Here is a 24,970-nt window from a genome sequence, read left to right as displayed (position 1 = left end):
TAAATCAAGGCGTGGCTATCTGCGAGACGAGAGATTAGTGCTTTCTAATCCCCACTCATCATAGCTGTGCGTTAGCTCTCATATAAACAAAAAATGAAATGAAAACAAAAAACACCTTTAATCTAATTCTGTTTGTAATTCTTTTAACTATGATTGTTGGATGTAAGAGAAATTCAGACAAGCAAAAAGGACTCAAAACAGGATGAAAATCTTATCAAATAGAAAGCATCTTGCTGAATGAAATACCTGATTCAACCTATACATTTGACTTAAAAGATGATAATTCAATCACTTTTAAAAAATCATCAAAAAATTCATCGACAATAATAAGCGTCAGAACATTTGAAGAACAAAAGTTTAGCGATACAGATGAATTCATCAAATTTGCTGAAAGCTATATGGAAAAAAGGATGAACCCATATGAAATGAAAAGTCTTCATTTTAACATTGTAGGATTTAAAAATACAACTTGTTTACAGTTTGATGGGACTTTCAGAGATAGCACGAATCAAGGCACAAATCGGGAATACATATCCCACGATGGGTACTTATGTTTGACACCCGGTAATGAATCAAAAATTGCAGAAATAAAGGTTGTTCATTATTCAAATGAAAAACTAATACCAAAGGATGTTGTTTATGAATATAAAAATATGGTTGAAAAATTAGAGTTTACAAAGAACTAAATAATTAGAAAATACGAGAGCTAACACTATATAAAACCCCATTAAAACGGGTTTTATAATTTCCGTTGTGCAACATAAAATGAAGTCGCTATCTGAAATACAAAATTTGGCTAAGGACTTAGCAAGGAGAATTAACGCACCGACACACTTAATGCCAACTTTTAGCACTCCAATTGGAGATGCAACACCAAATATTGAAGTTGAAAATTCAGGACTTTATCATTTTGTGATTTCAGAAAGGGGAACTGAATACGAAAGAAAAGTCACGTCCGACTTAAATGACTTAATGTATTGGATTTTTTCAGGTGTGACTTTTTCGATGGCTTGTGATTATGAATTGACAAATCGAATTGAAGACAAGGATTCTCGAAGAATAATATTTGCGAAGCAGGAAGAGTTACTCGGTGCTTTAAACAAGGAGTGGGAAGAAAGAGAGAGAAAAGAGCATAAAGCAATTCTAATTAATAACCCGTTTGACGATTTAGCAGGATTACGAGCTACATATTGTCGTGAATTAAGAGCAAAAGGATTGTCTGAATCTGAAATTGACAAATTAGCTTATGAAAAGTATCCAGAAAAATAAATACGTTGCACAACATCGGCTACAGCAAATGCGGGCTGTATAGTTAAAAATGAAGATATTACAACTAAATAAATTTATGGTGAGCAGACAAGAAAGCGGTTTCAAAATCCCGAACTTGCTATAGCCAGGACCGTTGTGCGTCATGCGAAGAGAAAAAGAATTGAAATCGATTCATCCTTATAAACCATTTATCCCAGTTGATTCCAACAAATTAATTATTGGAACAATTCCACCTCCAAGATTTTGCACCCAATACAAAGAAATCTATAAGGAAGACGTTAACTTCTACTATGGTAGTAGGGACAATGCATTTTGGCCGATTATTGAAAATGTTTTTGACATTGAATTAGAATATTCAAATTCTAAAAAAGCAATTAGTGAACGAAAAAACTTTTTGACAAAACACGGAATTGGAATTTCTGATATTATTGACAAGTGTATTCATAAAAATGATTCCGCTGCAGACGAAGATCTTACAAATATTGAACACAAAGACCTAGGAGAACTACTTCGTAAAAATCCACAAATAAGTATTCTGATATACACAAGTGAATTTGTGAAAAAGCAGATGAATCTGCATTTCAATACTTACCACTCAATTAATAAAGAGAATAGAAAAATTCAATCAATAATAATAAACGGCACTAAGTATAACGTAAGAATTCTGTATTCTCCTTCTCCAAATGCATTGCGTAATTTAGGAAAACAAGGGAGCAAAAAGAGAGAGAAGCAATATAAAGAATTCATATTAGAATAAAGCATGAACGCACAACACAGGCTATAATTCAGCGTGGCATGTAAATCAACAAGACAATAAATCGTAAATACACAGTGATTTCTATGCGGATTTCATCCTGCGGTCTAAATCCACGCCGAAATCATAGCCTAAACCGTTAGGTGCAATAATTATGAGGTTAATAATATTTTCAATTTTTCTTTTTAATATAAACCCGAGTTTCAGTCAGATATGTGATACTACTGAAACTGGTGATTTAGTTAATTGCATTGATAGCGACGGGCTAAAACAAGGTAAATGGATAGAATATGATACAAAACTCATGTTTTGTGGAGATCCAAAAGGCAAGTTATTCATATCCGGAATTGGTGAATATGAAAATGGAAAAAAAATCGGAGTCTGGCGGCGTTACGATGGCCCTAAATACAATTCTGGTTTGACTTCCACTATTGAATATCATCCAAATGGTATTATCGAGCAATCTTGGGTTAGCTGGATTGCAGGTTTAAGAAAAAGGATGATTTGGCAAGGAGATAGCATTTTGCTCTTAGAAAAGGATGCATTTGACTATTATTATTTCAAAAAACCCTCCAAAGAATACGCATTTGAACTTAAAATAGATACTTCCCTAATGGAAAATTTCAAGGTTATTGAAATTAAATTTTCAGATAGTACATTTTCATTTTATCATCAAGGCAAGAAGTTCGTTGAGGAACGTTATGATGATATGCGCAGATTTGAATTTGAAATTGACAGGTTAGAACTTGGCTGCTATGAAGGTGCAATCAAACGAAATATGATTACGGCACCTAACATCCGCTAAAGTCCATGCTCCCCCTTGACTTTGCCTTCAAAGAGCACAAACTTTAGCTGAACGTTAGGGCCAAATAATTATAAAATGAATTGCTAACTTTGATTTATGAGCCCGAAAGAAGATTTATTGTCAAAGCTTAGAAACTTAAAGTCACAATTGGCTAAAAAGTACCCAATTACTGCAATGGCACTTTTTGGTTCTTTTTCTCGTGGTGACCAATTAGAAAATAGTGATATAGACATCCTTGTTGAAATAGATGGAAAAATTGGTTCAAGATTTATTGACCTCGCCGAAGAACTTGAATCCGAATTAGGAAGGAAAGTAGATCTTATTTCCAAAAATGGAATTAAGCCTAGATATTTTAACTCGATCGAACAAGATCTAATTTATGTCTAAGAGAGATAATCTTCTGCTAGTTCAAGACATGCTTGACTCTGCGAAAAAGATTCAAGATTACACCGAAGATTATTCTTTTGAACAATTCATAGATGATGATAAAACCATTGATGCAGTTGTAAGAAATTTTGAGATTATTGGAGAAGCCGCTACTAGAATTCATCCTGACTTTCAAATTGAAAATCCTCAAATACCTTGGAAAAAACTAAAAGGTTATAGAAATAGACTGATCCATGAATATTTCGGTGTTGATTATCAAATTGTCTGGGATATTATTTCTGACGACTTAAAATTTCTAGTAAAAAATCTAAATAAAATAACTGGCCCTAACAATGTGTAAAGTTCATGAACGCTAAAACCATTCGCTCTTCCCAATTTCACAAACTTTACACTAACCGTTAGCACCAATACTCCAATGAATGACATTGAAAAGATAAGAGAATATCGATTACTAGCTTTAAGGAGGGTATATAAATCCACAGGAGGTAATCTTCAATTAGGATTTTACACTTATTCAATTTTTCAAGATTTTCCAGTTGATGTATCAAATGTCGAACAACAAAAAGTCATTGCTTATTTAACTCGAAAAGGATTTATTGAACAGAAGACAAAGGACGGATATTGTGAATTAACAGTTGATGGACTAGAGTTCATTGAGGATGAATTACTATCTGAACAATATTTAACAGACGAAGAATTAAAAACTTTCGATAATAAATTAGATATCATCCTTGAGAAACTTTCTAAACTAGAGCATGGACAGGAAATTATATTTGAAGAAATTGAAGAACTTCGAATTAAATCTAGGACATTTAATAAAAGTGACTTTAAAAAGCTAGTTATCGGATCGGCATTTAGTATGACGGCGAATGAGTTAATAACCAGTGAAACTGTAAGAGAACTTGTTCAAACTTTATGGGATTCGAGTAAATTAATGTTTCTCAAATAATTGGAGTACAGGCGCTAACATATGCTATGAATGAATGGGGTTTCATCGGTCAGGATACTTTAGTGTGGATTGGAAAGTCCGCCACAGGTTTTAAATTTAAATCAAGGCGTGGCTATGTGCGAGACGAGAGGTTAGTGCTTTCTAATACCCACTCATCATAGCTGTACGTTGTGTATCATAATCTGCATGATTAATTTGAAAGCTCAATCACTTTTTTTCTTAATATTTCTTTATGTCATTGCATGTAACGAAAGTCAGGATTCGTTAACTCCAACTAGGTGTAATGACCCATTTAACCCCGATTGTCCTAATTATGACCCCTGCCTTTTAAAAACACCAGTAAATGCACAATACACAATTTCAACACCCCTTGCTCGAACAGGAGCGTATTTGGATACACTAGTGGAAGACACTGCTTTTGCAGGTGGGAATATCTTGTTTAAAGCAAATATTGAAGATGCAGACTACTATAAATGGTATTTAGGACTCGATACAATTGAAGGAGAAAATGTTAAAGAAGTCGTAAGGAATATTAATTCCCTCCCTTATGGGATTTATACATCAAGTTTAATAATTACAAAATCGGCAGATACAACCTGTTTCCCTTTTGACGATGGAACTGATACAGTTCACCAAACATTTAGTCAAGTTGAAATATGTGATTTAGCAATTATAAATCGATTCAAAGGCGTATTTGAAGACTCCCCTGATGATACGTTGACAATAGAATTATTAAGATGGAATAAAAATCAAAACATATTTTGTGATCAATGGAGTAGTTTATATGCGATCAATTTTCTAGGTCAAGGAGACACATTAGGAGTAGATAATATTTCTTCATATACGAATACAAGAGTTTATTGGCCAAAGCAATTGTCCTCAGCGAACCAAATAAGTGGTAAGCTAACAATTGATCCAAATACTAATGTTGTAGAAGCAGACTATGAGTTTTTCCAAAGACAAAAAAAATTTTTTGGAATCGTAGTTAATTAATTACGATACACAACATCCGCTAAAGTCCATGCTCTTCCTTGACTTTGCCCTCGCTGAGCACGTACTTTAGCTGTGCCTTAGCTTTTACTTAAAAAAGACAGAATTCCTATCTTTAAAGCAATGAAATCAATTTATGTTGATACGTCTGTCTTTGGTGGAGTTTTTGATCCTGAATTTGAATACTGGTCAAAACTTTTCTTCGAACAGATTTTAAAATCTAAAATGCATTTATTGGTGTCTAATGTTGCTATTGATGAGTTGAATGATGCACCTATTAAGGTCAGAAATTTCTATAAAAATTTCCCTTCAAGCCATATTAAAAAGGTCCTTCTTACTAAAGAATCTATAGAATTGGCAAATAATTATTTATCTGAAGGCGTAGTTGGCAAGTCCAGTGTCGCTGATTGTTATCACATAGCAATTGCAACGATATTAAAAGCAGATTTGTTAGTTAGTTGGAATTTTAAACACATTGTTAATATTCACAGAATTCAAGGATATAATGCAATAAATCTTTTAAATGGATATAAAACTATTGAAATTAGATCACCAAGAGATGTTGTAGATTATGAAAACTAAGATTAAAAAAGAATTTGATTGCGTAGAATCAGTGAGGAAGTCACGCGCAAGAATTGCAAAAGAAACAGAAGGAAAATCTGCAAAAGAAGTGTTGGAATATTTCAAAAAAAGGAATTCCGCAAAAGCTAACAATGTGTAAAGTTCATAGCCCCTTAGGCCCATCGCTCATTTCCAAGCTACGTACTTTACACTAATCGTTGTGCTCAAGTTTTATAAAGTTTGAAATCAGATAAATATTTGTATGAGGCAAGACTGAAATGGATTCCTTTTCTTAATAGTAGTGTTCTGGTTTCTTTTGGTCTCTTCATAGTAAGCTCCTTCAATATCTCAGAATTAATTCTCCTTTTTTCAGAAAACTTATTTGCTACTGGCTTTGGCGCATTAGTAGTCCTAGTAATATTCTTTTTTATTCCTTTATGGGGTTTAATGTCATTGAAAACTATTTTTCTCAACGATAATGGGTTAATTATCAAATACTTCTTTTTAAAAAAAACACTCCATATAGATTACAAAACCATTAAAAAAGTTGAATTAAAAAAAGGTATTGTTAGCATCTTCGACATTAATGAAGTATTAATATTCCTGAATAACCCAAAAAAAGTTAGGATCACATCTATTAGTAATAAGGTATCAAATGAGTTTCTTGACTTTCTGATTTCAAAAACTGAAACCCATTAAAAAATTAAACCTGAGCACAACGCTTAGAAAAACAAGTTGTCCTATCGGGCTACTTTTTGTATTTTTGCTTTGTGAGTAAAAAACGTGATCTCTATTTCTTTAAAGATTATTTTGAAAAGTTCTTTGATGCTCAGACTGATAAAGTCAAAAAGAAAGTTTTATGGACTTTAAAGGTAATATCAGAACTGGATCAAATTCCAGAGACTTATTTAAAGCATATTAAAAACTCTTCAGGTCTTTACGAAATACGAGTTCAGGTTGGAAGCAACATATTTAGAATATTCTGTTTTTTCGATGTTGATAATTTGGTGGTAATCGGTCATGGATTTCAAAAGAAGTCGCAAAAAACTCCAAAACAGCAAATTGAAAAAGCTGAGCAAATCAAAAGAGAGTATTATGAAACCAAAAAATAGCAATCTGACAAGTTTAGAGGACTTTATAGATAAAAAGATCGGTAAGGTTGGAGGTGTTCAAAGAGAACAATTTGAAAATGAATATGACACTTTTAAGCTAGGTGTATTAATTCAGCAGGCCAGAGAACAGAAAGGCTTAACTCAAGAACAACTTGCTCAATTAGCAGGAACAAATAAGTCATACATTTCCAAGTTAGAAAGAAATCTTAAAGACATCCGGTTTTCAACACTACAAAGAATTATCAATGAAGGTCTGGGCGGTCATTTGAATATTTCTATTAAACTAGATTAAATAAAGCACGAAAGCACAACAACGCGTATAGTTCATAGCCGCTCATGCCAACATCTCATTCCTAAGCTGCGAACCTTACACTGAACGTTAGGTTCAATGATTTTTGAGAAAATCTTTAACTTTATAAGATGAACAAATCAAAAGTCATAGAAACACTTGAAAAGCTTCCAGAAGAGTTTTCAACAGAGGAGTTAATTGGAAAATTGCTTTTCATTGAAAAAGTTGAAAAAGGGCTTAAAGATGTTGAAGAAGGTAAAACAATTCCGCTATCAGAAGTTCGAGAAAGAATTAGTAAAAAGTGGTAAAAGTTTTACTCGCTCAATCAGCTTGGGAAGATCTTGATTCAATTTCTGATTATATAGCTCAAGATTCAATCCGCTATGCTCAAGAATTCTCAAATGAGCTATTAGATAAAGTGAAACAATTAGAATCATTTCCCGATTCCGGCAAAATTGTAGTTGAATTCATTAATCCTTTATTGAGAGAACTTATTTATAAGAAATATAGAATTGTTTATAGATATATGCCTGAAGAGAATAAAGCAATCGTACTAAGAATAATTCATGGTTCTAAACTTTTGGACATGTAATCACTGAACCTAACAAATGCTAAAGTCCATACTCTCCCCTTGACTTTGCCCTTCCTGAGCACGTACTTTAGCTGAACGTTGGCATCAATTAAAATTCAGCAATAGGAGTGAAAAGTTTAAATTCTAAAAGTTACAAAATCACAATCCATTCTATTCCGAGATTTTATCTAGCCCTAATTATTTTACTTTTATCCATATCATTCATATTCACGGAAATTCAAAAATCAGATATTCAAGTGATTCTATACATGGAAATAGGTTCAATACTTATTGTATCATTTTATTTGGCGCATTTAGTTTCTCGAGCAAAGGTTGAAATAGTTTTAGACAAACGCGGGTTTTCACATATTTGGATAAGACGCTTTTTCTTTAGTAAGAAAAAAGATTTACATCTTAAGTGGGGATCAATTAGCACCTTTGACTTTCATGAAGATCGAACATTTGATGCTTTCATCCTTCAATTAGAAAATAATGGATGCTATGAAATTGATCGACTCAATCTAATCCCCATTAAAGATGATTTTAAGAGTTTAGTGCATGAGTTTCAAACTATTTCAAATAATTTTAAAAATACAGATCAATTAACAATTCATGATAACTGGATTGAAAAAGCACCAAATCCTTACAAAACTAAATCATTCAAATATGCATTTTATTTCTTGAGCTTAGGATTTATTTTACTGACTCTGATAAAAATCTTTAATCCTAATGAAAGTATTGCTTGGAGTTCTTTGGGAGTAATTTTCTTTGGATTATTGTTTTATGGCTCAATGATCTATGAAGAAAACTGAATTCAAAAAAATATTAACTTTATAACATGACATTTGAGCAAAAGAAAATATCTCTGATTAACTGGATTACTAATCTGGAAGATGAGAAGGTTCTAGACAAAATTGTAAAATTTCAGAAATCCAGTTTGGATGACCTTCCGGAATCTATTGTTCAACTTTTAAAAATAGCTGAGGCTGAACCTGAAGAAAATCTAATCAAACACACCAGCACTAAGGATATTTTGAAATGAAATGAAAGATGTTCGATGGACTAGAACTGCGAAAAAATCACTTCAAGAAACTTCAGAATTTATCCTTGAACTTTGGAATCTAAAGATCAAGGAAGAATTCATTGAACAGGTTGACTACAGAATCAAACAAATCCAACGCAACCCCAAGATAGCCCCCAAATTCAAGGACAACCAAATTAGAAGACTTGTAATACATAATACCGTATCTCTTTTTTATATAGACAAACCTAAATACATTAAACTACTTTTAATTTGGGACAACAGACAAGATCCTGATAGTTTACTGGATAAATTAACTGATGCCAACAATGTGTAAAGTTCATAGCCGTATATACCCACATCTCATATCCAAGCTACGAACCTTACACTAACCGTTGTACCACATATTAATGAAGAAACTTATGAGAAAAATAATTTCAATTATCGTAGTGACAGTTTTATTGTTTTCATGTAATGAGAATAAAAAAGAGTCTAACACCATTTACATTGAAGAAATAAGTCAAGCTGAAATTGAACAAGAAGTTTGGAAAGTGATTGAAGGTCGATTTAAATCCTGGAAAGACAATGATTTCGAAACTTATATGGCTTATCATCATCCAGATTGGAAGAAATGGGAGTCAAAAAAAAATGAATTGACTACAAAGGAAGGGATGGCGAAGTTTTGGGAAATTATGAAGGCGGAAGAAGAGTGTTTAGAAATGGAGGTTACTCCCATAGAAATTGAAATATTAGATGATGGTAAATCAGCTATTGCCCATTATACTCATACTGAAACATTCACTTATTATGGTGAGGATATGCCCGATGGACCAACAAAGGGGAATACCTTTAGAGGGACTTTAAGATGGAGTGATTTTATGGTAAAGGAAAATGGCAAGTGGCTTGTAATTGGCGGACATCGAGATATGAGCATGCCAGAAGGAAAGTTAGTTCAAGTAAATGACTGAAAAAAATACGTGGTACAACAATGTGTATTGTGCATATCCTTCGGGATACGCACCATACACAAACCGTTGTGTGTAATGAACAAAAAAATCTTACTTATTAAAAACCTTATAACATGACATCACTAAAACCATTTGTATTGTTACTTTTGATATCACTTTTTTTCAATGTCTCTTTGGCACAGGAAGTAAATTTACCCAAAGAACCGATGGCATCAGTTGATATTGCCGCACTCTATGTTCAAAGCACTATTATTGAATCTGCAGAGCAAATGCCCGAAGAATATTATACTTTCAGACCAACTGCAGAGGTTCGAAGTTTTGGAGAATTGATGGCTCACATAGCTGAAGCTAATTTTGAAATGTGTGCTATTGCTAAAGGGGAAACAACTCCTGTGTTAGAGGTAGCTCCTACTAAAACAGAGGTAATTAAAGCACTTAAACAATCTTTTGAATATTCTGCCGAAGCTAGAAAAAATATGACTCAACAACGAAAAGAAACATTGGTCAAATTTATGGGTGGGACTAAACCAGCTGGAAATGTTCTTGATTTTTCAGTTTTTCACTCCTTACAACATTATGGTAATGTAATAGTTTATATGAGGCTAAAAGAATTGATTCCTCCATCTTCGCAATAAAACCCGGAAAAAGAACCTGTAAACAAAAGTCTAATTAGACCTGATCAAAGACAAAAATATAGCGGAATAAATAACTGGTGGAAAAATAACAAGAGTGTGGAAAAGCACTACACACAACATTGGTATATAAGCCATAGTGGGGTTCAATCTCTTTTTATGGCTTTTTTAGTATATATAAGGTCTGTGCTAAACTGAAAGGTCATTCTGCAAATCCCGCTACGGCTCATATACTTGAACGTTACCATTCATTTAATAATAATTAATTGATCCTAAATCTAATAATTGGTGTATATTTGGTGCGAATTAACACCAAAAAGAATGGCTAGACAAAGTATTTCATTAACAGAACCAAATGACGAGTGGTTAAAAAATCAAATCGAAAGTAATGAGTACACCAGCAAAAGTGAATTAATTAACGATTTGATAAGACAAGCGAGAAATCAGCAAAAACAAATAGATTGGATTCGATTGAAGCTTGAATCTGCTGAAAAGAGTGGATTTACAGATGATAGAAAAGCTGAAATTCTTAAAGCTTCAAATGATTCATTTAATGGCTAAATATAGACTTAGCAATACCGCCAAAGAAGATCTAATAAGAATCCATCAGTATGGGGTAGTCAAGTTTGGTCAATTACAAGCTGATAAATATTTAAATCAATTTTTTGATCATTTTGAAGTTATAGCCCAGCGTCCATTGGCTTTCGAAGCTGTTGATTTTATTAGACCCGGTTATAGAAGATGTGTTTGTGGTTCTGATAGTATTTTCTACAGAATTGAAAATCAAACAGTGGAAATCATGGCAATAGTTGGACGACAAAACATCAATGAAATATTAAAATAGAATAAACGATTGGTAACAATGTGTAAAGTTCATAGCCGCTAAAACCAATCGCTCATTACCAAGCTACTAATTTTACACTTACCGTTACCTGCAAAGTAAAAAGGAGAAATGGACATAACATGGTTTCCCAATTCATGGGTACGTATTAGAGCGCGCAAAATAGTTGTCTATTTCGATCCTGCATATTTGCCAACTTATTTTTCTGGATATTCCGACAAAATAGAATTCTCGAAATGGCCTGACCCAATAGATGGCTTGCCGAATGGCCTTGAAAAAGCAGATTTTATTTTCATAACACATCATCATAAAGACCATTGCAAGAAAGTAACAACTCAACGACTTTGTAAAAAGTCAACAAGGATTTTTGCACCAGCCTCCTGCAAAAAAGAACTAGGAGACATCTTCCAAACAGTAAAGCCTGGTGATACAATGCAACTAACAGGTGATCTGTCAATTCAGGTAATTAACGCATACAATACAGAAAAAGGGAGTTCGACCCGGAAGCAGCACAAGAAAGGGAAAGGTGTCGGTTATATCTTAACCATTGGAGACAAAACCATTTATCATGCAGGAGATACAGATTTAATACCTGACATGAACCAACTTCAAAAGATCGACATCGCGCTTCTTCCAATGGGTGGAAAGTTTACAATGGATTGTAATGAAGCAGTTAAGACTAGTCAATTGATTCAACCTGAACTTGTTATACCGATTCATCACCTCAACTCTGACCTTCAAAAATTTTGTAGAGAGTTAGATAAAAATAACATAAACTGTGTATATCCAAGAATAGGAAAACCAATAAAAATTGAAGCACATGCAGGTTACAAAAGCTATACGTAATGCGGGTTTTATTGCTAAATTGAAAATAAATGAATATTAATAGACATCTCGGCTGGTGGACAGTGAAGTGCTTTTTAATCTCTCACTACGTATAGCCAAACCGGTAGCACATTGGAAAAAAAATAAATTAATGGAAGATAAAAAGTTTGACATAACGAATAAAATACTTTTTCTAGCTGGACTTGTTTTCTTCTTGATAGGACAATTAATTTTAGCCAAAGGCAATGATTTTGTATATAATCAAGAACCTATTGATTTTGCTCATTGGTTTTTATTAATCGGTGTGACTTTACTGATTCCACAGGTAGTGAATTTTCCAAAAAAAATCTATAGTCTGATAGGAATACCCTTGACCTTAATTGGAATTGTTTGTATAATCGGAATGTGTGTGTTGGATTTTATTTGGTGGAGTTTTCCGAATGCGGAAATGCGAAATGAATTCACTAATCATATCTCTCAAGTTCCGTCGATTTGGAAACCTTTTATGACTATAGGACCAAGCTCAAAAATTTTCAATCTGGGTTTACTAATTTTAAGTTTGAATTATATAAAAAAGGGTAAACTGGGAATAATCTTGGTTTTTATAGCTAATCTTATTTTATGGAATTTAATCCCATTGCCTTACCGACTGGTTTTTGGATACGCAATAACTTTAATTGGTTTCGGCATAATTTTACCAAAAGAAAACAATGAAAACGTGCTACAATACGGTGTATAAGTAATAGCGGTTTAAGTGCTAAAACGAAAGTATAAACATAAAACAAAGGTCAGTGCTAAACTGAAAAGTTTGTGAGGAAATCCGCTACTACTCATACGAAAGACCGTTAGATCTCATTGGTTAAATATTTAACCGCTACACCATGAAACACTTACAAAGTATATTCTTGACTCTTGTATTTGCACTTTCTTTAATCGGCTGCAAAAAAAAGAGTTCTCAAACCTCAGTAAACCTGACGAATATTGATCTCCTAAGAGGTGAGATAACCCTGTGCGGAAGTGGTGAATTTGGGGAAGTGAGTTTCGCTCTTTCATGCGATCTTGAAGTAAGAGAAACCTTTGATTTAGCCATTTCTCTTTTGCATTCATTCGAATATACAGAGGCAGAAAAAGCCTTCGTCAAAGTTTTGGATGCAGACCCGGAATGCGCCATGGCTTATTGGGGAATTGCTATGAGTAATTTCCATTCCTTATGGCTTCAGACGGGAACCGATTATTTAGCCAAAGGAGCCAAAATAATAGAAGCCAGTCAGTCGGTAATAAAATCAGAAAAGGAAGAAGCATATCTTAATGCAATAGCAGGATTTTATAATGATTGGGAAAATGTGAGCCGACAAACGCGCATTAATAATTTTGAAAGGGGCATGCGAAAAATTTATGAAAAATATAGTGATGACAAGGAAGCCGCTATATTTTACGCACTTGCATTAAGAGCTTCTGCCGACCCTGCTGATAAAACATATGTCAAGCAACGTGAATCAGGCAGAATACTCGAAACCATTTACCCTGACCAACCCAATCATCCGGGCATTGCACATTATATCATTCATAATTATGATTATCCCGAGTTAGCAGAACTTGCATTACCAACAGCAAGGAGATATGCACAAATAGCTCCTGCATCGGCACACGCACAACATATGCCGTCACACATATTTACACGATTAGGTCTTTGGAATGAATCGATAAAATCCAATCTAAATTCTACGTCATCAGCTTTATGTTATTCCGCAAGCATCGATAGTAATGCTCACTGGGATGAAGAATTGCATAGCATGGATTATCTAGTATATGCATACTTACAAGTAGGGAACAATCAAAAAGCCATTGAACAGTATGAGTACATGAAAACATTCAAGAAGGTTTTTCCGGCTAATTTCAAAATAGCTTATACCGGAGCAGCTATACCATCTAGAATTGCACTAGAAAACAAAAATTGGTCTGAAGCAGCCAAATTGGAATTACCATCAATGGAAATAGATTGGGATAATTTTCCCTGGGAAAAGTCTATTCTTCGCTTCGCAAGAGCAATAGGATCTGTCAGATCCGGAGATGTGGCTGCAGCTGAAAAAGAACTTGCAATACTTCAAGCAAATCAGAAAAAACTAATTGACTTAAAAGATGAGTATAAAGCGAATCAGATTGAAATTCAAATCAAGACTATTCAGGCTTGGATCAGCTTCGCAAAAGGAGCAGAAAATGAATCAATAGCACTAATGCAAGAAGCAGCTACAAACGAGTACAATACCTCAAAGCACCCTGTAACTCCTGGAGAAGTACTACCTGCAGGTGAACTTCTGGGTGATCTTCTTTTAGAGCTGAAAAAACCTGAAGATGCATTGAAAGCCTTTGAATATGATTTATCACAGCACCCCAACCGATTCAATGGATTATATGGTGCTGGCATAGCCGCAATAAGAATTGGAGATGTGGACAAGGCGAACAAATACTTTGGGCTGCTTTTAGAATTAACGAAAGATTCGCCAACGGAGAGGAAGGAAATTGAATATGCAAAGAAATACCTGACTATAATCGAGATCTAAAAAGCGATATAGCATATGCCTCTACCGAGCTATCTAAACTAAAAGGTAAAACCGATACTTTAGAAGAAATTAATTTAAGTCCAGAGGCAGGCACCATATCTGATCGTTAGACAATAATAAATACAAAAACTGATATGCAAACTATAATTATTATTTGCACCGTTCTAACATTGCTGGTTACGGTTTTACCTTTATCTCAAAATCCGCATTGGATTATCAGAGCAATGGACTTCCCCCGATTGCAAATTATGTTTTTTTCGTTGGCTCTGCTGATTATCATTATTCTTTTGCTAGATGAACGACAGCCTTTTACATTGATCTTGATTTCTATAACTGCTCTTTGTTTAATTTGGCAATTATGGTGGATAGTGCCTTATACCATCTTTTATCCAAAGGAGGTCATATCTTGTAATGAATACGATAATGATAGAAAGTTGAGTATTATTACTTCTAATGTTCTTACCCCAAATCGAAATGCTGAGGCTTTAATAAAATTGGTAAAAAAACACCAGCCGGATATTCTTGTAACATTAGAATCAGATCAGTGGTGGGAAAAGCAACTCAAGGTTTTGGAATCCGATATGCCATTTACTGTTAAATGTCCCCTTGATAATCTCTATGGCATGCACCTCTATTCAAAATTGCCATTGTATGACCAGGAAATTTCATTTTTAGTTGAGAAAGATGTCCCTTCTATCCATGTATTTTTGGAATTGCGAACCGGAGATAGGGTTCGTACACATTTTGTCCACCCAGCTCCTCCCAGTCCTACAGAAAATACTGAGTCAGCAGAGCGGGATGCCGAGTTAATTATTGTTGCGCGAAGTGTTGATAAGAGTAACCAACCCGTAATAGTAACAGGTGATCTCAATGATGTAGCATGGTCTTCAACAACCCGATTATTCCGTAAAATTAGTGGTTTACTAGATCCACGAATAGGACGAGGTATGTTCAATACCTTTCATGTAAAATACCCTTTTTTAAGATGGCCATTGGATCATTTGTTCCATAGTGATCATTTTACTTTGCATTCTATTCAGCGATTACCATCTATTGGTTCGGATCATTTCCCACTTTTTACATCTCTTTCATTTACTCCTAAGAAAGGCGCTGGTCAAAATGGTCTTGTAGCAGATTTAGAAGACTATGATAGGTCAAAAGAGATTGCAGATGAAAAAGGTGTAAGTAAGAGAGATGTACCTCAGCCGAATGAATAGATAGAATTAGCAAAAATTTGGCAGTTAAGAATAATTGCCTAATAATGTATAAAAAACATTGAAACGTTTTTTATATCTGAAGTAAGGAATTAGAACCACTATTAATTAGAAACGAAAAAATTATATTCAAAATCAATTAAATAATATTCTAAAACAAATTAAAATCATGATTAAAAAAGTATTAATTGGGTTAGTAAGTTTTATTGCACTAGCATTAGTGGTAATCTACTTTATGACAAAACCTACACTGGAAGAAGACGGCTCGTATAGCCCGTCAAATATAGCATTGAAGTTAGGAACTGTTTCTGTAACAGATTTTGAACACATTCAATATACCAAATACCAAGGAGAGAGGTCTAAGATTTTGGTGATTTTCACCGAGCACAAAAACTTGGAGATGAAAAATGGTAAACTATTTTCTACAGGAAACCACCCTGTAGAAGCACTTGTGCCGATGTTACACCTTAAAAATGCTGGGTTCGATTTTGAAATTGTAACTCCTACTGGCAAACCTGTTGTATTCGAAATGTGGGCTTTCCCTTATGAAGATGAGAATGTGAAAGCTATTTATAATGAGTACAAAACGAATTTTGAACAACCGCGTAAGTTGACAGACTTTATCGCTAGTTCATTTGAGAATGATAATTCTTATGCTGCTGTATTTGTGCCAGGGGGACATGGAGTAATGATTGGCATTCCAGAAGATAAAAATATAAGTAAGGTATTGAACTGGGCACATCAAAATAATTTGTTCACCATTACGCTTTGTCATGGACCAGGAGCATTATTATCCACTACGCTGGACAATCAAAAATTCCTTTATGACGGATACAAAATGGCTGTTTTTCCTGACGCCGTCGATGAAATGACACCAATGATTGGTTATTTACCGGGTCATATGACCGCAGGAGTAAGTGAAAGATTAAAAAGTTTAGGAGCAATTATTGTAAATACGGAATCAGATAATACGGTTTGTGTCGATAGAAAATTAATTACTGGCGCAAGCCCTTTAGCTTCGAATGAATTAGGGAAACTTGCTGCAAACACTTTGCTGAAAGAGTTGAAATAAAAACTACTTACAATATTATATAATAGCAATAGCGGTATGGGTGTGTACTCAAACCGCTTTTTGTGTTAAAATAGGTATATTAATATCATAAAAAGAATAGCTTCAATCCGCAACTGCTTACATACTAAACGTTAGCGATAATTACACTAAGTACTCTGAAATATCAAATGATTTTAAAAAGCCGGTTTTATTCAACTGAATGGCTAATACTTCTTTCACTTGCTACTTTGAAAGTAACAGTTCATTTCCTGACTATCAACAATTTCGAGCTTCATAGAGATGCCTATTTGTACTATGCTCAAGGTCAACATTTAGCATGGGGCTACATTTCTGTTCCTCCTTCAACTGCCTTAATTGGGAACGTTGCAACATTAATATTTGGCAATACTCCGTTTGCTCTAAGATTCTTCCCAGCAATAATAGGGGGATTAACTATTGTTACTATTGGCCTTACCGTTATGGAATTGGGAGGGCAGAAAAAAGCCATAGCTTTAGCTGGTTTAGCTTACCTGCTTTCTCCTTCTTACTTACATACAAACTTTCTGTTCCAACCTGTGGCATTCAATCAGTTCTATTGGACACTTTTTATGTATTTAACAATTGTGATGGTAAAAAGGAGGAATCCAAAATTTTGGATCTGGATAGCAGTAGTTTTTGGCTTTGGTTTTCTAAATAAATATTCCATTGTATTCATTTTTGGGGCCTTTGCCATTGCCTTGTTAGCATCTCCTCACAGGCATCTGTTTCTTTCAAAATATCTTTTTTGGGGTGTCATTGTGGGTTTTATAATCATACTTCCAAATCTCATCTGGCAGTTTCAACATAATTGGCCTGTTCTTCATCATATGTCTGAGCTGAGAAGTATGCAACTTGTTCATGTACGGTATTCTGATTTTATTATCTCCCAGCTTCTCATGAATATACAAGCTGTTTTAATTTGGATTCTTGGTTTGGTTGGATTGCTATTTTTCAAAAATGAAAAGAATTTCAGGTTTTACGGTCTGTGTTTCATTTTGTTAATCCTGATTATTATGGCGGGAAGTGGCAAGCCCTATTATACCTTAGGAATATATCCCATTTTATTTGCTTTTGGTGCGTACTTTATTGAAAAATATGTGAGAAAATACTTTTATATTGCTTTTGGTGTTTTGGTAATTCATATGTTAGTTTCACTTTATTTTTCTCTTTCATTTGATGGTGTCCCGTTTATGACAATTGAAAAAATGGTTAAAAAGGAAGCTTTCAAATGGGAGGACGGTATGTATTATGACATCCCGCAAGATATGGCTGACATGACGGGTTGGAAGGAGATTGGTACTTCAGTACGTGAAATATATTTGGGTCTTGGGATTGAAAATAAAGATAATTGTCATATTTACTGCGGTCATTATGGTCAAGCCGGAGCAGTTTTATTTTATGGAAATGACATCGGAATACCTAACCCTATTTCGCCTAACGCCAGTTTTCTGCTCTGGACACCTGATAGCATTTATAAAGACCATATCATTTATATTCATTCGGATTTAAATAATGATTTCAACCCGGAGGAACGGCTGCCACAACTTTTTGAAAAAGTACAACTGGTTAAGACAATTGATAATAATTATTTCAGGGAAAATGGAACACAGATCCTCCTGTGCTCATATCCAAATCAAGAATGCAAGGATTTTTATAAATCCATGATAACCGAATTAAAAGATAAATATCGCTAAATATGTATTTAAAAAATGGGCGGGATAATAGTGAAGTAATTTGTTGTATTAAACTTCAATCTTTGTGTTACCTGAAAGAAAGTGCTACGAATCACTTACTTTTCACATACAAAATGTTAGGCACAATAAATAAGGATGAAAATTGACATATACAATCCATGGCATAAGATCGAACCGGGCCAACATGCACCCGAAATAGTAAATGGAATAATAGAAATTCCAAAAGATTCCAAGGCAAAATATGAGTTGGATAAAGAGTCTGGTTTACTAAAACTAGACAGGGTGTTGTTTTCATCGATGTATTATCCTGCTAATTATGGATTTATACCGAAAACCTATTGTGAAGATGGAGATCCTTTAGATATTATGATTTTGTCTCAAATAAATATTGTACCCCTTTGTATTGTGCCTGCAAGAGTTATAGGAATAATGAGAATGCTGGATAGCGGAAAAACTGACGACAAAATTTTAGCTGTTGCCCAAAATGACATGAGCGTTAATCACATCAAGGACATTTCAGGGATACCACAACATTTTCTAAAAGAATTGAAGAATTTCTTTGAAGAATATAAGAAACTCGAGAATAAGGCAGTTGCCGTGGAAGATTTTCAAAATGCAAATTTAGCTAAAGAGGTTGTTAATAAAAGTATCATAGATTATAAAAAACTAATAAAAAAAAGTGCCTAACACTATGAATAAGCAATGTCACCCTGCGTGATTTCACTATTCATACACTTTCCGTAAGCCATATTAAACAAGCAGAAACTAAATGTTAAAATGGAAAACATTAGGTTAAGAAAAGCAACAATTAAAGACAAAGAGATTGTAGTTGACTTTGATTATAGCCTTGACAAAGAAGAACATATCAAACTCAACAGAGAAGAAAAGATTACTAAAGCAATATCAAAGGAAGAATGCTTTCTCATTTTAGCAGATAAGCAAGAAGTTGGATTTGTAATATTCGATTACCGTTTTTTTGACCATGGTTGGATAGAGCTGATAATTATAAATGAAAAGTACAGAGGAAAAGGAATAGGTGAAAAAACATTCGACCTTATTTGCAGGCAATGCAAGTCGGATAAGGTTTTTACTTCTACAAATAAATCAAATACTCAAATGCAAAGAGCACTTGCCAAAGCTGATTTCGCTTTTGCAGGTGAAATTAAAGGACTAGATGATGGAGACCCTGAACTCTTTTATTATAAAAATGTAAAATAGATGTGAAAACAATAAGCAGAATGATGACCAACATCTGCTCAAGCAAATTAGCTGAAAGCAGAGATTATTACACGAAACTGTTCGACTTTAATGTTGATTACGACAGCGATTGGTTTGTCCACTTAATCTCAAAAGACAAACAACATGAGTTAGGAATAATAATTCAAACAAGTGAAATTGTCCCGGATGAGGTAAAGGAATTACCTCAAGGATTTTATATAACATTTGTGGTGGAGAATACTGATGAAGTTTTAGAGATAGCAAAAAAAGAAGGATTTGAAATTATTAGCGAACCATCAGATACATTTTATGGGCAGAGACGATTATTACTCAAAGACCCTAATGGAATAATTGTAGATGTCTCATCACCTATTCCAAGTTTTAACTAGAAAAAAGGCACACAAAATTGGCTAAAGGTAATGCGGGTTAAAATACTGATATGATAATAATTACATAAAATAAGCTAATAGCTTAACGGAAAGTAAAGTGCCTTGAAAACCCGCATAACACTTTGTCGAGACCGTTGGCACACAAATTTAATATCATGAAAAAGGATAGAAGTTATTTCGCATTATTTAGTATTGTTTTACCTCTAATGATTTCATTGTACCTTTTAGGATGTGATGAAAATCAATCAAAAGAATCTATCGATAAAGAAGGAGAAGCAGTATTACAAGTCCATAATGATTATGTAGATGGATGGCTCAAAATGGATGAAGAAAAAATATTAAGCCTCCTTGAAGAAGAGGCACGATTACAACCCAGTGGTTTAGAACCCGTCGAGGGAAAATCAGAAATACAAAAGTTTTGGTTTCCCAAAGATAGCTCTTTAACCATCGTAAATGATTTTCAAACCGAAATGATCAGCTTGAAAATTCTTGACACTTTGGCTGTTTCAACTCATAATTCCATAATAGATTGGGATTATCAAAAAGACAGTATAAGTTTTGGAATGCTTCAAAAAGGAATAAATACAACTATTTACAGGAAACAAAAGGACAACTCTTGGAAAATCTGGAGATCAATGTGGACCGATATTTACTTTGAACAAAAATAATTTATTCAAGAGGTAATGAATCATATGCCAACAATGCCTATAATTCATCCCGATGATACATGTCGGATTTAAATCACAGCCAGGTCTGCTGGCAATTTAAAGAGTAAAAAAAATGAAAACAGTTTTTGCAATTATGTTGACCGTTGTACTGTTTGCTTCTTGTCAGAAACAAAACCAAGTGAACATAGAACTAGAAAGAGACAAAATTCTACAATTACATAAATCACAGCGTGATAATCATTTCAATAAAGACTCTATTTCATTTGTCAATAACCTTTCAGAGAATTTTATTTCTGTCAACAATGGAAAAATAACTCAGCCAAAGAAAAAGGAAATGATATCAAAGTATCACAATTACTTTTCCTCAGTTGAATTTGTGAAGTGGGACGATGTAACTGATCCAATAATTAGATTTTCAGAAGATGGAAAACTTGCCTATTCGATAGTAGATAAAATAGTGAAGGTTAGGTATGAGGATGAAAATGGTGATTTGGTAGATGATGAAACCCATTATGCCTGGACCGCCATTTACAAAAAATATGATAATGAATGGAAAATTGATTGTGTTACGTCAACTGAACAACCATTGATATAGAAAACTAGAAGCCAGTGTATAACAAAACCTATAGGCAATGGCCCCTGATGGGACGCAACTGCTCATAACCAAAACGTTATACTTAATATCAAAAAGGAAATGACTCTTGAAGATTTAGGATACAATGATCAATTAGAAGATGCACGGAAAAGAGAAAATCTTAATTCCTTTGGACTTGGTAGGGTTATCCAGGAACATAAGGACCGATATACCGTTAAAACTGAGTCAGACGAATTTGCATGTGAACTTATTGGTAATTTGAGGTTCACTGTTACTAACAAGAATGAGTTACCTTACGTTGGAGACTGGGTAGCAATTTCTGAATATGATGAAGGCAAAGCTTTGATTCATGCCGTACTTCCAAGAAATTCAATTTTAGAAAGAAAGGCTGTTGGAAAAACAGGACAAACTCAAATTATTGCTGCAAATATTGATGTTGGTCTTATTGTTCAATCTGTAAATAGAGATTTCAGTATCAATCGACTTGAACGATACATAACTATTTGCAATGCATCCAAAGTTGAGCCTATTATCGTTCTAAGCAAAATCGATTTAATTGAAGAGTCAGAATTAGAAGTGCTTCTGTCTGGAATACGGAAAAGAATCAAAAGTGTACCTATAATCTCTTTAAGCAACCAAACAAAAATCGGGATTGATAACATTAGCTCCATGCTAGTTAGGGGTAAAACCTACTGTTTATTAGGCTCTTCTGGTGTTGGTAAATCCACACTAATTAACACAATAGTTAGAGGCAAAATGCTAAAAACAGATACAATAAGTGAAAGTATAGACCGAGGAAAACATGTTACTACTCGAAGAGAATTAATTGTTTTTGAAAAAGGGATTCTAATCGACAATCCTGGAATGAGAGAAGTAGGTATAACTGATTCCTCTACTGGGTTTGAAATGACTTTTGATGAAATTTTAAATCTTTCACAAGATTGCAAGTATAACGACTGCACTCACACTAATGAAGATGACTGTGCTATACTGATGGCTTTAAAAAATGATGGTTTGAACCATGAATTGTATGAAAATTTCCTCAAAATGGAAAAAGAGAGAAGGCATTTTGAATCTAATGCTCAGGAAAGAAAAAAGAAAGATAAAGATTTGGGGAAATTGATAAAAACTATGAAAAAGAATAAGGATAAATACTGAACAAACAAATTCTAAACTGCATCAAAACGCAGTTTAACCAACAACAGTTGTGTATTTACTAACCCAGAAAAAAAGCTAATGAAAACAGTCTTAATCCTAATACCGCTATTTATAGTTTCAATCTATGGAACAAAAGCTCAGAATGATTTCTCAGACTCAGAAACGACTAAACTCATCCTTCTTGGAACCGGAAACCCTAATCCAAACCCATCAAAATCTGGCCCATCAATAGCTATAGTAGTTAATAACGAAGCATATATTATTGATTTTGGCCCTGGTCTTATTCGCCAGGCAGCATCCTTGTCGGAGAGATATGGTGGAAAAATAAAAGGACTAAATGCTAAGAATATTAAGCGAGCTTTTCTCACTCATTTACATTCTGACCATACAACAGGTTATCCGGATTTAATTTTAACTCCTTGGGTTATGGGACGCGATGAGCCGCTCATAGTCTATGGGCCTGAAGGAATAACTAAAATGACTGATCATATTCTTAAAGCTTATGAGGAGGATATTAAATATCGACTTTATGGTCTGGAACCAGCCAATAATCAAGGATGGCGTGTAGATAGCAGAGAAATTAAAAGTGAAGGCCTTATTTATGAGGATGAGAATGTAAAGGTTGAGGCATTTCCTGTCCCTCATGGTACCTGGCCAAATGCCTGGGGTTTTCGGTTTACGACGCCGGATAAAGTCATTGTTATTTCAGGAGACACTGCTCCTTCAACGAAAATATCAGAATATGCCAAAAATGCTGATATACTTTTACACGAGGTGTACAGTAAGTCGAAATATGATCTTAAAGACGATTTTTGGAAAAAATATCATGCTAAAAACCATACATCTACTTATGAATTGGCCAAGATAGCAACAGAAGCTACACCTGAATTACTGATATTGTATCATATTTTGTCCTGGGGGGCAACAGACGAAAGTATTTTAAAAGAAATAAAAGACCACTACAAAGGAAAGGTAGTCCTTGGTAGGGATTTGGATATATTTTGAAACAACAAACACTAAAATGAATATGCGAACTGAGCCATCTGAAAAAACAATTCAAACAATAAATGTCGGTGCTTCTAGCTACTGGGGCGCATTCTCATTTTAGTTGGACATTGCTTTAGTTACAAATTTGATGGAAATGAAATCGAACAAAGGCAAAGAAATAACTAATACCAATTCAAGTTAAATGCGATAGCGGGTTTGATCCTTCATGGATAAAGCAGATTTCAATTAAAAGCCCGACCCTATCGGACAGACTATTTCAGTATGAAATCCTCTATTGCCAATAGGCACCAGCAACATGGTGAAGATAACCTACATATAAAAAACTAATTGGATTAATATGAAAGTAATTGCAATTCTAACTTTGACTCTATTGACTGTATTCAATGCAGCAGGGCAGAGGAAGAAAGAAAACTTAGAATTAATAGTTGAGAAATACACCTCGGACAGTCTATTAAATGGTTCAATACTGATTGCAAAAGGTAATGAGATATTATTTCAGGGCTCTTTTGGGACTAAAAATCTTGATACAAAAGAAAACAACTCTATTTCAACATTATTTCCCATTGCTTCACTAACAAAACAATTTACATCAACTGCTATTCTAAAATTACAAGAAGACAAAAGATTGGCAATAGACGATAAAATTGGTGATTTTATTGATATTCCTGAATCAATGAAAAAGATCTCAATTAAAAACCTGATGAATCATACATCTGGCATACCTGATTACTGGCAAAATGAGGTTTATAATCAAAAAGATTCAATATTTAATTTTTTAGCACAAAATGATTCATTGGAATTTATACCTAATTCAGAACATAGATATTGTAATTCAGGCTATTTTTTGCTTGGAGAGATAATTGAAAAAGTTACAGGGATAAGTTATGCTGAATTTTTAAATGAGAATTTTTTCACCCCTCTTGGAATGAAAAGTACCCTCTTAAATAATGGAAAAGAAATTAACAGGGCAATTGGGTATGATGAATATTGGAATAGAAATGATTATTTAATGACAACAGCTGATGGTGGTTTAATTTCAACAGTTGAAGACTTGTATTTATGGAATAAAGCTCTCTTTGAAAATAAATTACTCAATGTGAAGAGTAAAAAGCAAATGTTTAATATTTCAACTTTAAATGATGGGAAAAGGGTAAACTATGGCTTTGGTTGGGATATTAATGAGAGTAATAATCAGATTGTTTCTCATACAGGTTGGCTTGCTTCATTTGGGGCATACAATCAAATTGATGTAAAAACTGGTTATTTTCTGATACTTTTATCAAATCAAATTAGACCTGAATTGATGGACTTGATAAATGAAATTAATAGAGAATTATATAAAACAGATTAAAGCCGATTTGTTAATAATTTGTAAAAGATATGGAATGCAAAGTGTTAAAA

Annotated in this window: 35 protein-coding genes; all 35 read left to right on the top strand. The window is 33.9% G+C overall.

What is annotated here, in order from left to right:
- Nucleotides 1-230 precede the first annotated feature (230 nt).
- The 35 genes from HZR84_09885 to HZR84_09715 all read left to right on the top strand — a co-directional run bounded on the left by HZR84_09885 (nucleotide 231) and on the right by HZR84_09715 (nucleotide 24,920).
- Complete coding sequence (locus HZR84_09885) at nucleotides 231-686, top strand: hypothetical protein (protein ID QNL22234.1); 456 nt, start codon at nucleotides 231-233, stop codon at nucleotides 684-686.
- A 67-nt stretch (nucleotides 687-753) separates the two neighbouring features.
- A complete protein-coding gene (locus HZR84_09880) occupies nucleotides 754-1,269 on the top strand; it encodes a hypothetical protein (GenBank protein ID QNL22233.1) in 516 nt (171 codons plus the stop codon).
- Nucleotides 1,270-1,411: 142 nt separating this feature from the next.
- Nucleotides 1,412-2,026 carry a hypothetical protein gene (locus HZR84_09875; GenBank protein QNL22232.1) on the top strand — a complete coding sequence of 205 codons (615 nt, stop codon included), beginning with the start codon at nucleotides 1,412-1,414 and terminating at the stop codon, nucleotides 2,024-2,026.
- Nucleotides 2,027-2,177: 151 nt separating this feature from the next.
- The gene (locus tag HZR84_09870; GenBank protein QNL22231.1) at nucleotides 2,178-2,828 is read left to right on the top strand and encodes a hypothetical protein; all 651 of its coding nucleotides are present in this window, start codon (nucleotides 2,178-2,180) and stop codon (nucleotides 2,826-2,828) included.
- A gap of 96 nt (nucleotides 2,829-2,924) precedes the next feature.
- On the top strand, nucleotides 2,925-3,215 hold the full coding sequence (locus HZR84_09865; protein ID QNL22230.1) for a nucleotidyltransferase family protein: 291 nt from the start codon (nucleotides 2,925-2,927) through the stop codon (nucleotides 3,213-3,215).
- Nucleotides 3,208-3,555 (top strand): DUF86 domain-containing protein, encoded by a 348-nt coding sequence (locus HZR84_09860; protein QNL22229.1) that lies wholly within the window; start codon nucleotides 3,208-3,210, stop codon nucleotides 3,553-3,555. The genes HZR84_09865 and HZR84_09860 overlap by 8 nt, the downstream gene beginning before the upstream one ends.
- 75 nt (nucleotides 3,556-3,630) lie before the next feature.
- On the top strand, nucleotides 3,631-4,164 hold the full coding sequence (locus HZR84_09855; GenBank protein ID QNL22228.1) for a hypothetical protein: 534 nt from the start codon (nucleotides 3,631-3,633) through the stop codon (nucleotides 4,162-4,164).
- A 186-nt stretch (nucleotides 4,165-4,350) separates the two neighbouring features.
- The gene (locus HZR84_09850; protein ID QNL22227.1) at nucleotides 4,351-5,157 is read left to right on the top strand and encodes a hypothetical protein; all 807 of its coding nucleotides are present in this window, start codon (nucleotides 4,351-4,353) and stop codon (nucleotides 5,155-5,157) included.
- A gap of 120 nt (nucleotides 5,158-5,277) precedes the next feature.
- Nucleotides 5,278-5,736, top strand: coding sequence for a PIN domain protein (locus tag HZR84_09845; GenBank protein ID QNL22226.1), 459 nt, complete (start codon nucleotides 5,278-5,280; stop codon nucleotides 5,734-5,736).
- Between the two features lie 219 nt (nucleotides 5,737-5,955).
- Nucleotides 5,956-6,414, top strand: coding sequence for a hypothetical protein (locus HZR84_09840; protein QNL22225.1), 459 nt, complete (start codon nucleotides 5,956-5,958; stop codon nucleotides 6,412-6,414).
- Nucleotides 6,415-6,485: 71 nt separating this feature from the next.
- Nucleotides 6,486-6,827 (top strand): type II toxin-antitoxin system RelE/ParE family toxin, encoded by a 342-nt coding sequence (locus HZR84_09835; GenBank protein QNL22224.1) that lies wholly within the window; start codon nucleotides 6,486-6,488, stop codon nucleotides 6,825-6,827.
- Complete coding sequence (locus HZR84_09830) at nucleotides 6,811-7,119, top strand: helix-turn-helix transcriptional regulator (GenBank protein ID QNL22223.1); 309 nt, start codon at nucleotides 6,811-6,813, stop codon at nucleotides 7,117-7,119. Before HZR84_09835 ends, HZR84_09830 begins: the two co-directional genes overlap by 17 nt.
- Before the next feature lie 128 nt (nucleotides 7,120-7,247).
- Nucleotides 7,248-7,424, top strand: a complete 177-nt coding sequence (locus HZR84_09825) for a hypothetical protein (protein QNL22222.1) — start codon at nucleotides 7,248-7,250, stop codon at nucleotides 7,422-7,424.
- Complete coding sequence (locus tag HZR84_09820) at nucleotides 7,418-7,708, top strand: type II toxin-antitoxin system RelE/ParE family toxin (protein ID QNL22221.1); 291 nt, start codon at nucleotides 7,418-7,420, stop codon at nucleotides 7,706-7,708. Before HZR84_09825 ends, HZR84_09820 begins: the two co-directional genes overlap by 7 nt.
- 248 nt (nucleotides 7,709-7,956) lie before the next feature.
- The gene (locus tag HZR84_09815) at nucleotides 7,957-8,499 is read left to right on the top strand and encodes a hypothetical protein (GenBank protein QNL22220.1); all 543 of its coding nucleotides are present in this window, start codon (nucleotides 7,957-7,959) and stop codon (nucleotides 8,497-8,499) included.
- A gap of 26 nt (nucleotides 8,500-8,525) precedes the next feature.
- Nucleotides 8,526-8,729: a hypothetical protein gene (locus HZR84_09810; protein ID QNL22219.1), complete on the top strand. Its 204-nt coding sequence runs from the start codon at nucleotides 8,526-8,528 to the stop codon at nucleotides 8,727-8,729.
- Between the two features lies 1 nt (nucleotide 8,730).
- Entirely contained in the window at nucleotides 8,731-9,045 is a 315-nt protein-coding gene (locus HZR84_09805) for a type II toxin-antitoxin system RelE/ParE family toxin (GenBank protein ID QNL22218.1), read from the top strand.
- Nucleotides 9,046-9,130: 85 nt separating this feature from the next.
- Nucleotides 9,131-9,676, top strand: a complete 546-nt coding sequence (locus tag HZR84_09800; GenBank protein ID QNL22217.1) for a nuclear transport factor 2 family protein — start codon at nucleotides 9,131-9,133, stop codon at nucleotides 9,674-9,676.
- A gap of 113 nt (nucleotides 9,677-9,789) precedes the next feature.
- A complete protein-coding gene (locus tag HZR84_09795; GenBank protein ID QNL22216.1) occupies nucleotides 9,790-10,311 on the top strand; it encodes a DinB family protein in 522 nt (173 codons plus the stop codon).
- A gap of 318 nt (nucleotides 10,312-10,629) precedes the next feature.
- Nucleotides 10,630-10,869 (top strand): type II toxin-antitoxin system ParD family antitoxin, encoded by a 240-nt coding sequence (locus tag HZR84_09790; protein ID QNL22215.1) that lies wholly within the window; start codon nucleotides 10,630-10,632, stop codon nucleotides 10,867-10,869.
- Nucleotides 10,862-11,152, top strand: coding sequence for a type II toxin-antitoxin system RelE/ParE family toxin (locus HZR84_09785; protein ID QNL22214.1), 291 nt, complete (start codon nucleotides 10,862-10,864; stop codon nucleotides 11,150-11,152). Before HZR84_09790 ends, HZR84_09785 begins: the two co-directional genes overlap by 8 nt.
- 108 nt (nucleotides 11,153-11,260) lie before the next feature.
- Nucleotides 11,261-11,995 carry an MBL fold metallo-hydrolase gene (locus HZR84_09780; protein ID QNL22213.1) on the top strand — a complete coding sequence of 245 codons (735 nt, stop codon included), beginning with the start codon at nucleotides 11,261-11,263 and terminating at the stop codon, nucleotides 11,993-11,995.
- A gap of 130 nt (nucleotides 11,996-12,125) precedes the next feature.
- Complete coding sequence (locus HZR84_09775; protein ID QNL22212.1) at nucleotides 12,126-12,713, top strand: hypothetical protein; 588 nt, start codon at nucleotides 12,126-12,128, stop codon at nucleotides 12,711-12,713.
- Nucleotides 12,714-12,855: 142 nt separating this feature from the next.
- Nucleotides 12,856-14,535, top strand: a complete 1,680-nt coding sequence (locus tag HZR84_09770) for a hypothetical protein (protein ID QNL22211.1) — start codon at nucleotides 12,856-12,858, stop codon at nucleotides 14,533-14,535.
- 134 nt (nucleotides 14,536-14,669) lie between these two features.
- Nucleotides 14,670-15,752, top strand: a complete 1,083-nt coding sequence (locus tag HZR84_09765; protein ID QNL22210.1) for an endonuclease/exonuclease/phosphatase family protein — start codon at nucleotides 14,670-14,672, stop codon at nucleotides 15,750-15,752.
- A gap of 232 nt (nucleotides 15,753-15,984) precedes the next feature.
- Complete coding sequence (gene hchA / locus HZR84_09760; GenBank protein ID QNL23236.1) at nucleotides 15,985-16,821, top strand: protein deglycase HchA; 837 nt, start codon at nucleotides 15,985-15,987, stop codon at nucleotides 16,819-16,821.
- 167 nt (nucleotides 16,822-16,988) lie between these two features.
- Nucleotides 16,989-18,533 (top strand): glycosyltransferase family 39 protein, encoded by a 1,545-nt coding sequence (locus HZR84_09755; GenBank protein QNL22209.1) that lies wholly within the window; start codon nucleotides 16,989-16,991, stop codon nucleotides 18,531-18,533.
- A 147-nt stretch (nucleotides 18,534-18,680) separates the two neighbouring features.
- Nucleotides 18,681-19,220, top strand: a complete 540-nt coding sequence (locus HZR84_09750; protein QNL23235.1) for an inorganic diphosphatase — start codon at nucleotides 18,681-18,683, stop codon at nucleotides 19,218-19,220.
- 90 nt (nucleotides 19,221-19,310) lie between these two features.
- Nucleotides 19,311-19,751 (top strand): GNAT family N-acetyltransferase, encoded by a 441-nt coding sequence (locus tag HZR84_09745; GenBank protein ID QNL22208.1) that lies wholly within the window; start codon nucleotides 19,311-19,313, stop codon nucleotides 19,749-19,751.
- A gap of 20 nt (nucleotides 19,752-19,771) precedes the next feature.
- Nucleotides 19,772-20,140, top strand: coding sequence for a VOC family protein (locus tag HZR84_09740; protein ID QNL22207.1), 369 nt, complete (start codon nucleotides 19,772-19,774; stop codon nucleotides 20,138-20,140).
- 155 nt (nucleotides 20,141-20,295) lie between these two features.
- Complete coding sequence (locus HZR84_09735; GenBank protein QNL22206.1) at nucleotides 20,296-20,808, top strand: hypothetical protein; 513 nt, start codon at nucleotides 20,296-20,298, stop codon at nucleotides 20,806-20,808.
- 112 nt (nucleotides 20,809-20,920) lie between these two features.
- A complete protein-coding gene (locus HZR84_09730) occupies nucleotides 20,921-21,403 on the top strand; it encodes a nuclear transport factor 2 family protein (GenBank protein ID QNL22205.1) in 483 nt (160 codons plus the stop codon).
- 99 nt (nucleotides 21,404-21,502) lie between these two features.
- A complete protein-coding gene (rsgA, locus tag HZR84_09725; protein ID QNL22204.1) occupies nucleotides 21,503-22,561 on the top strand; it encodes a ribosome small subunit-dependent GTPase A in 1,059 nt (352 codons plus the stop codon).
- Between the two features lie 78 nt (nucleotides 22,562-22,639).
- On the top strand, nucleotides 22,640-23,566 hold the full coding sequence (locus HZR84_09720) for an MBL fold metallo-hydrolase (protein ID QNL22203.1): 927 nt from the start codon (nucleotides 22,640-22,642) through the stop codon (nucleotides 23,564-23,566).
- A gap of 340 nt (nucleotides 23,567-23,906) precedes the next feature.
- The gene (locus HZR84_09715) at nucleotides 23,907-24,920 is read left to right on the top strand and encodes a beta-lactamase family protein (GenBank protein QNL22202.1); all 1,014 of its coding nucleotides are present in this window, start codon (nucleotides 23,907-23,909) and stop codon (nucleotides 24,918-24,920) included.
- Nucleotides 24,921-24,970: the final 50 nt, after the last annotated feature.

The sequence above is a fragment of the Hyphobacterium sp. CCMP332 genome, from assembly GCA_014323545.1.
Classification (GTDB): Bacteria; Bacteroidota; Bacteroidia; order Cytophagales; family CCMP332; genus CCMP332.
This window is presented reverse-complemented; position numbering and strand designations above follow the sequence as displayed.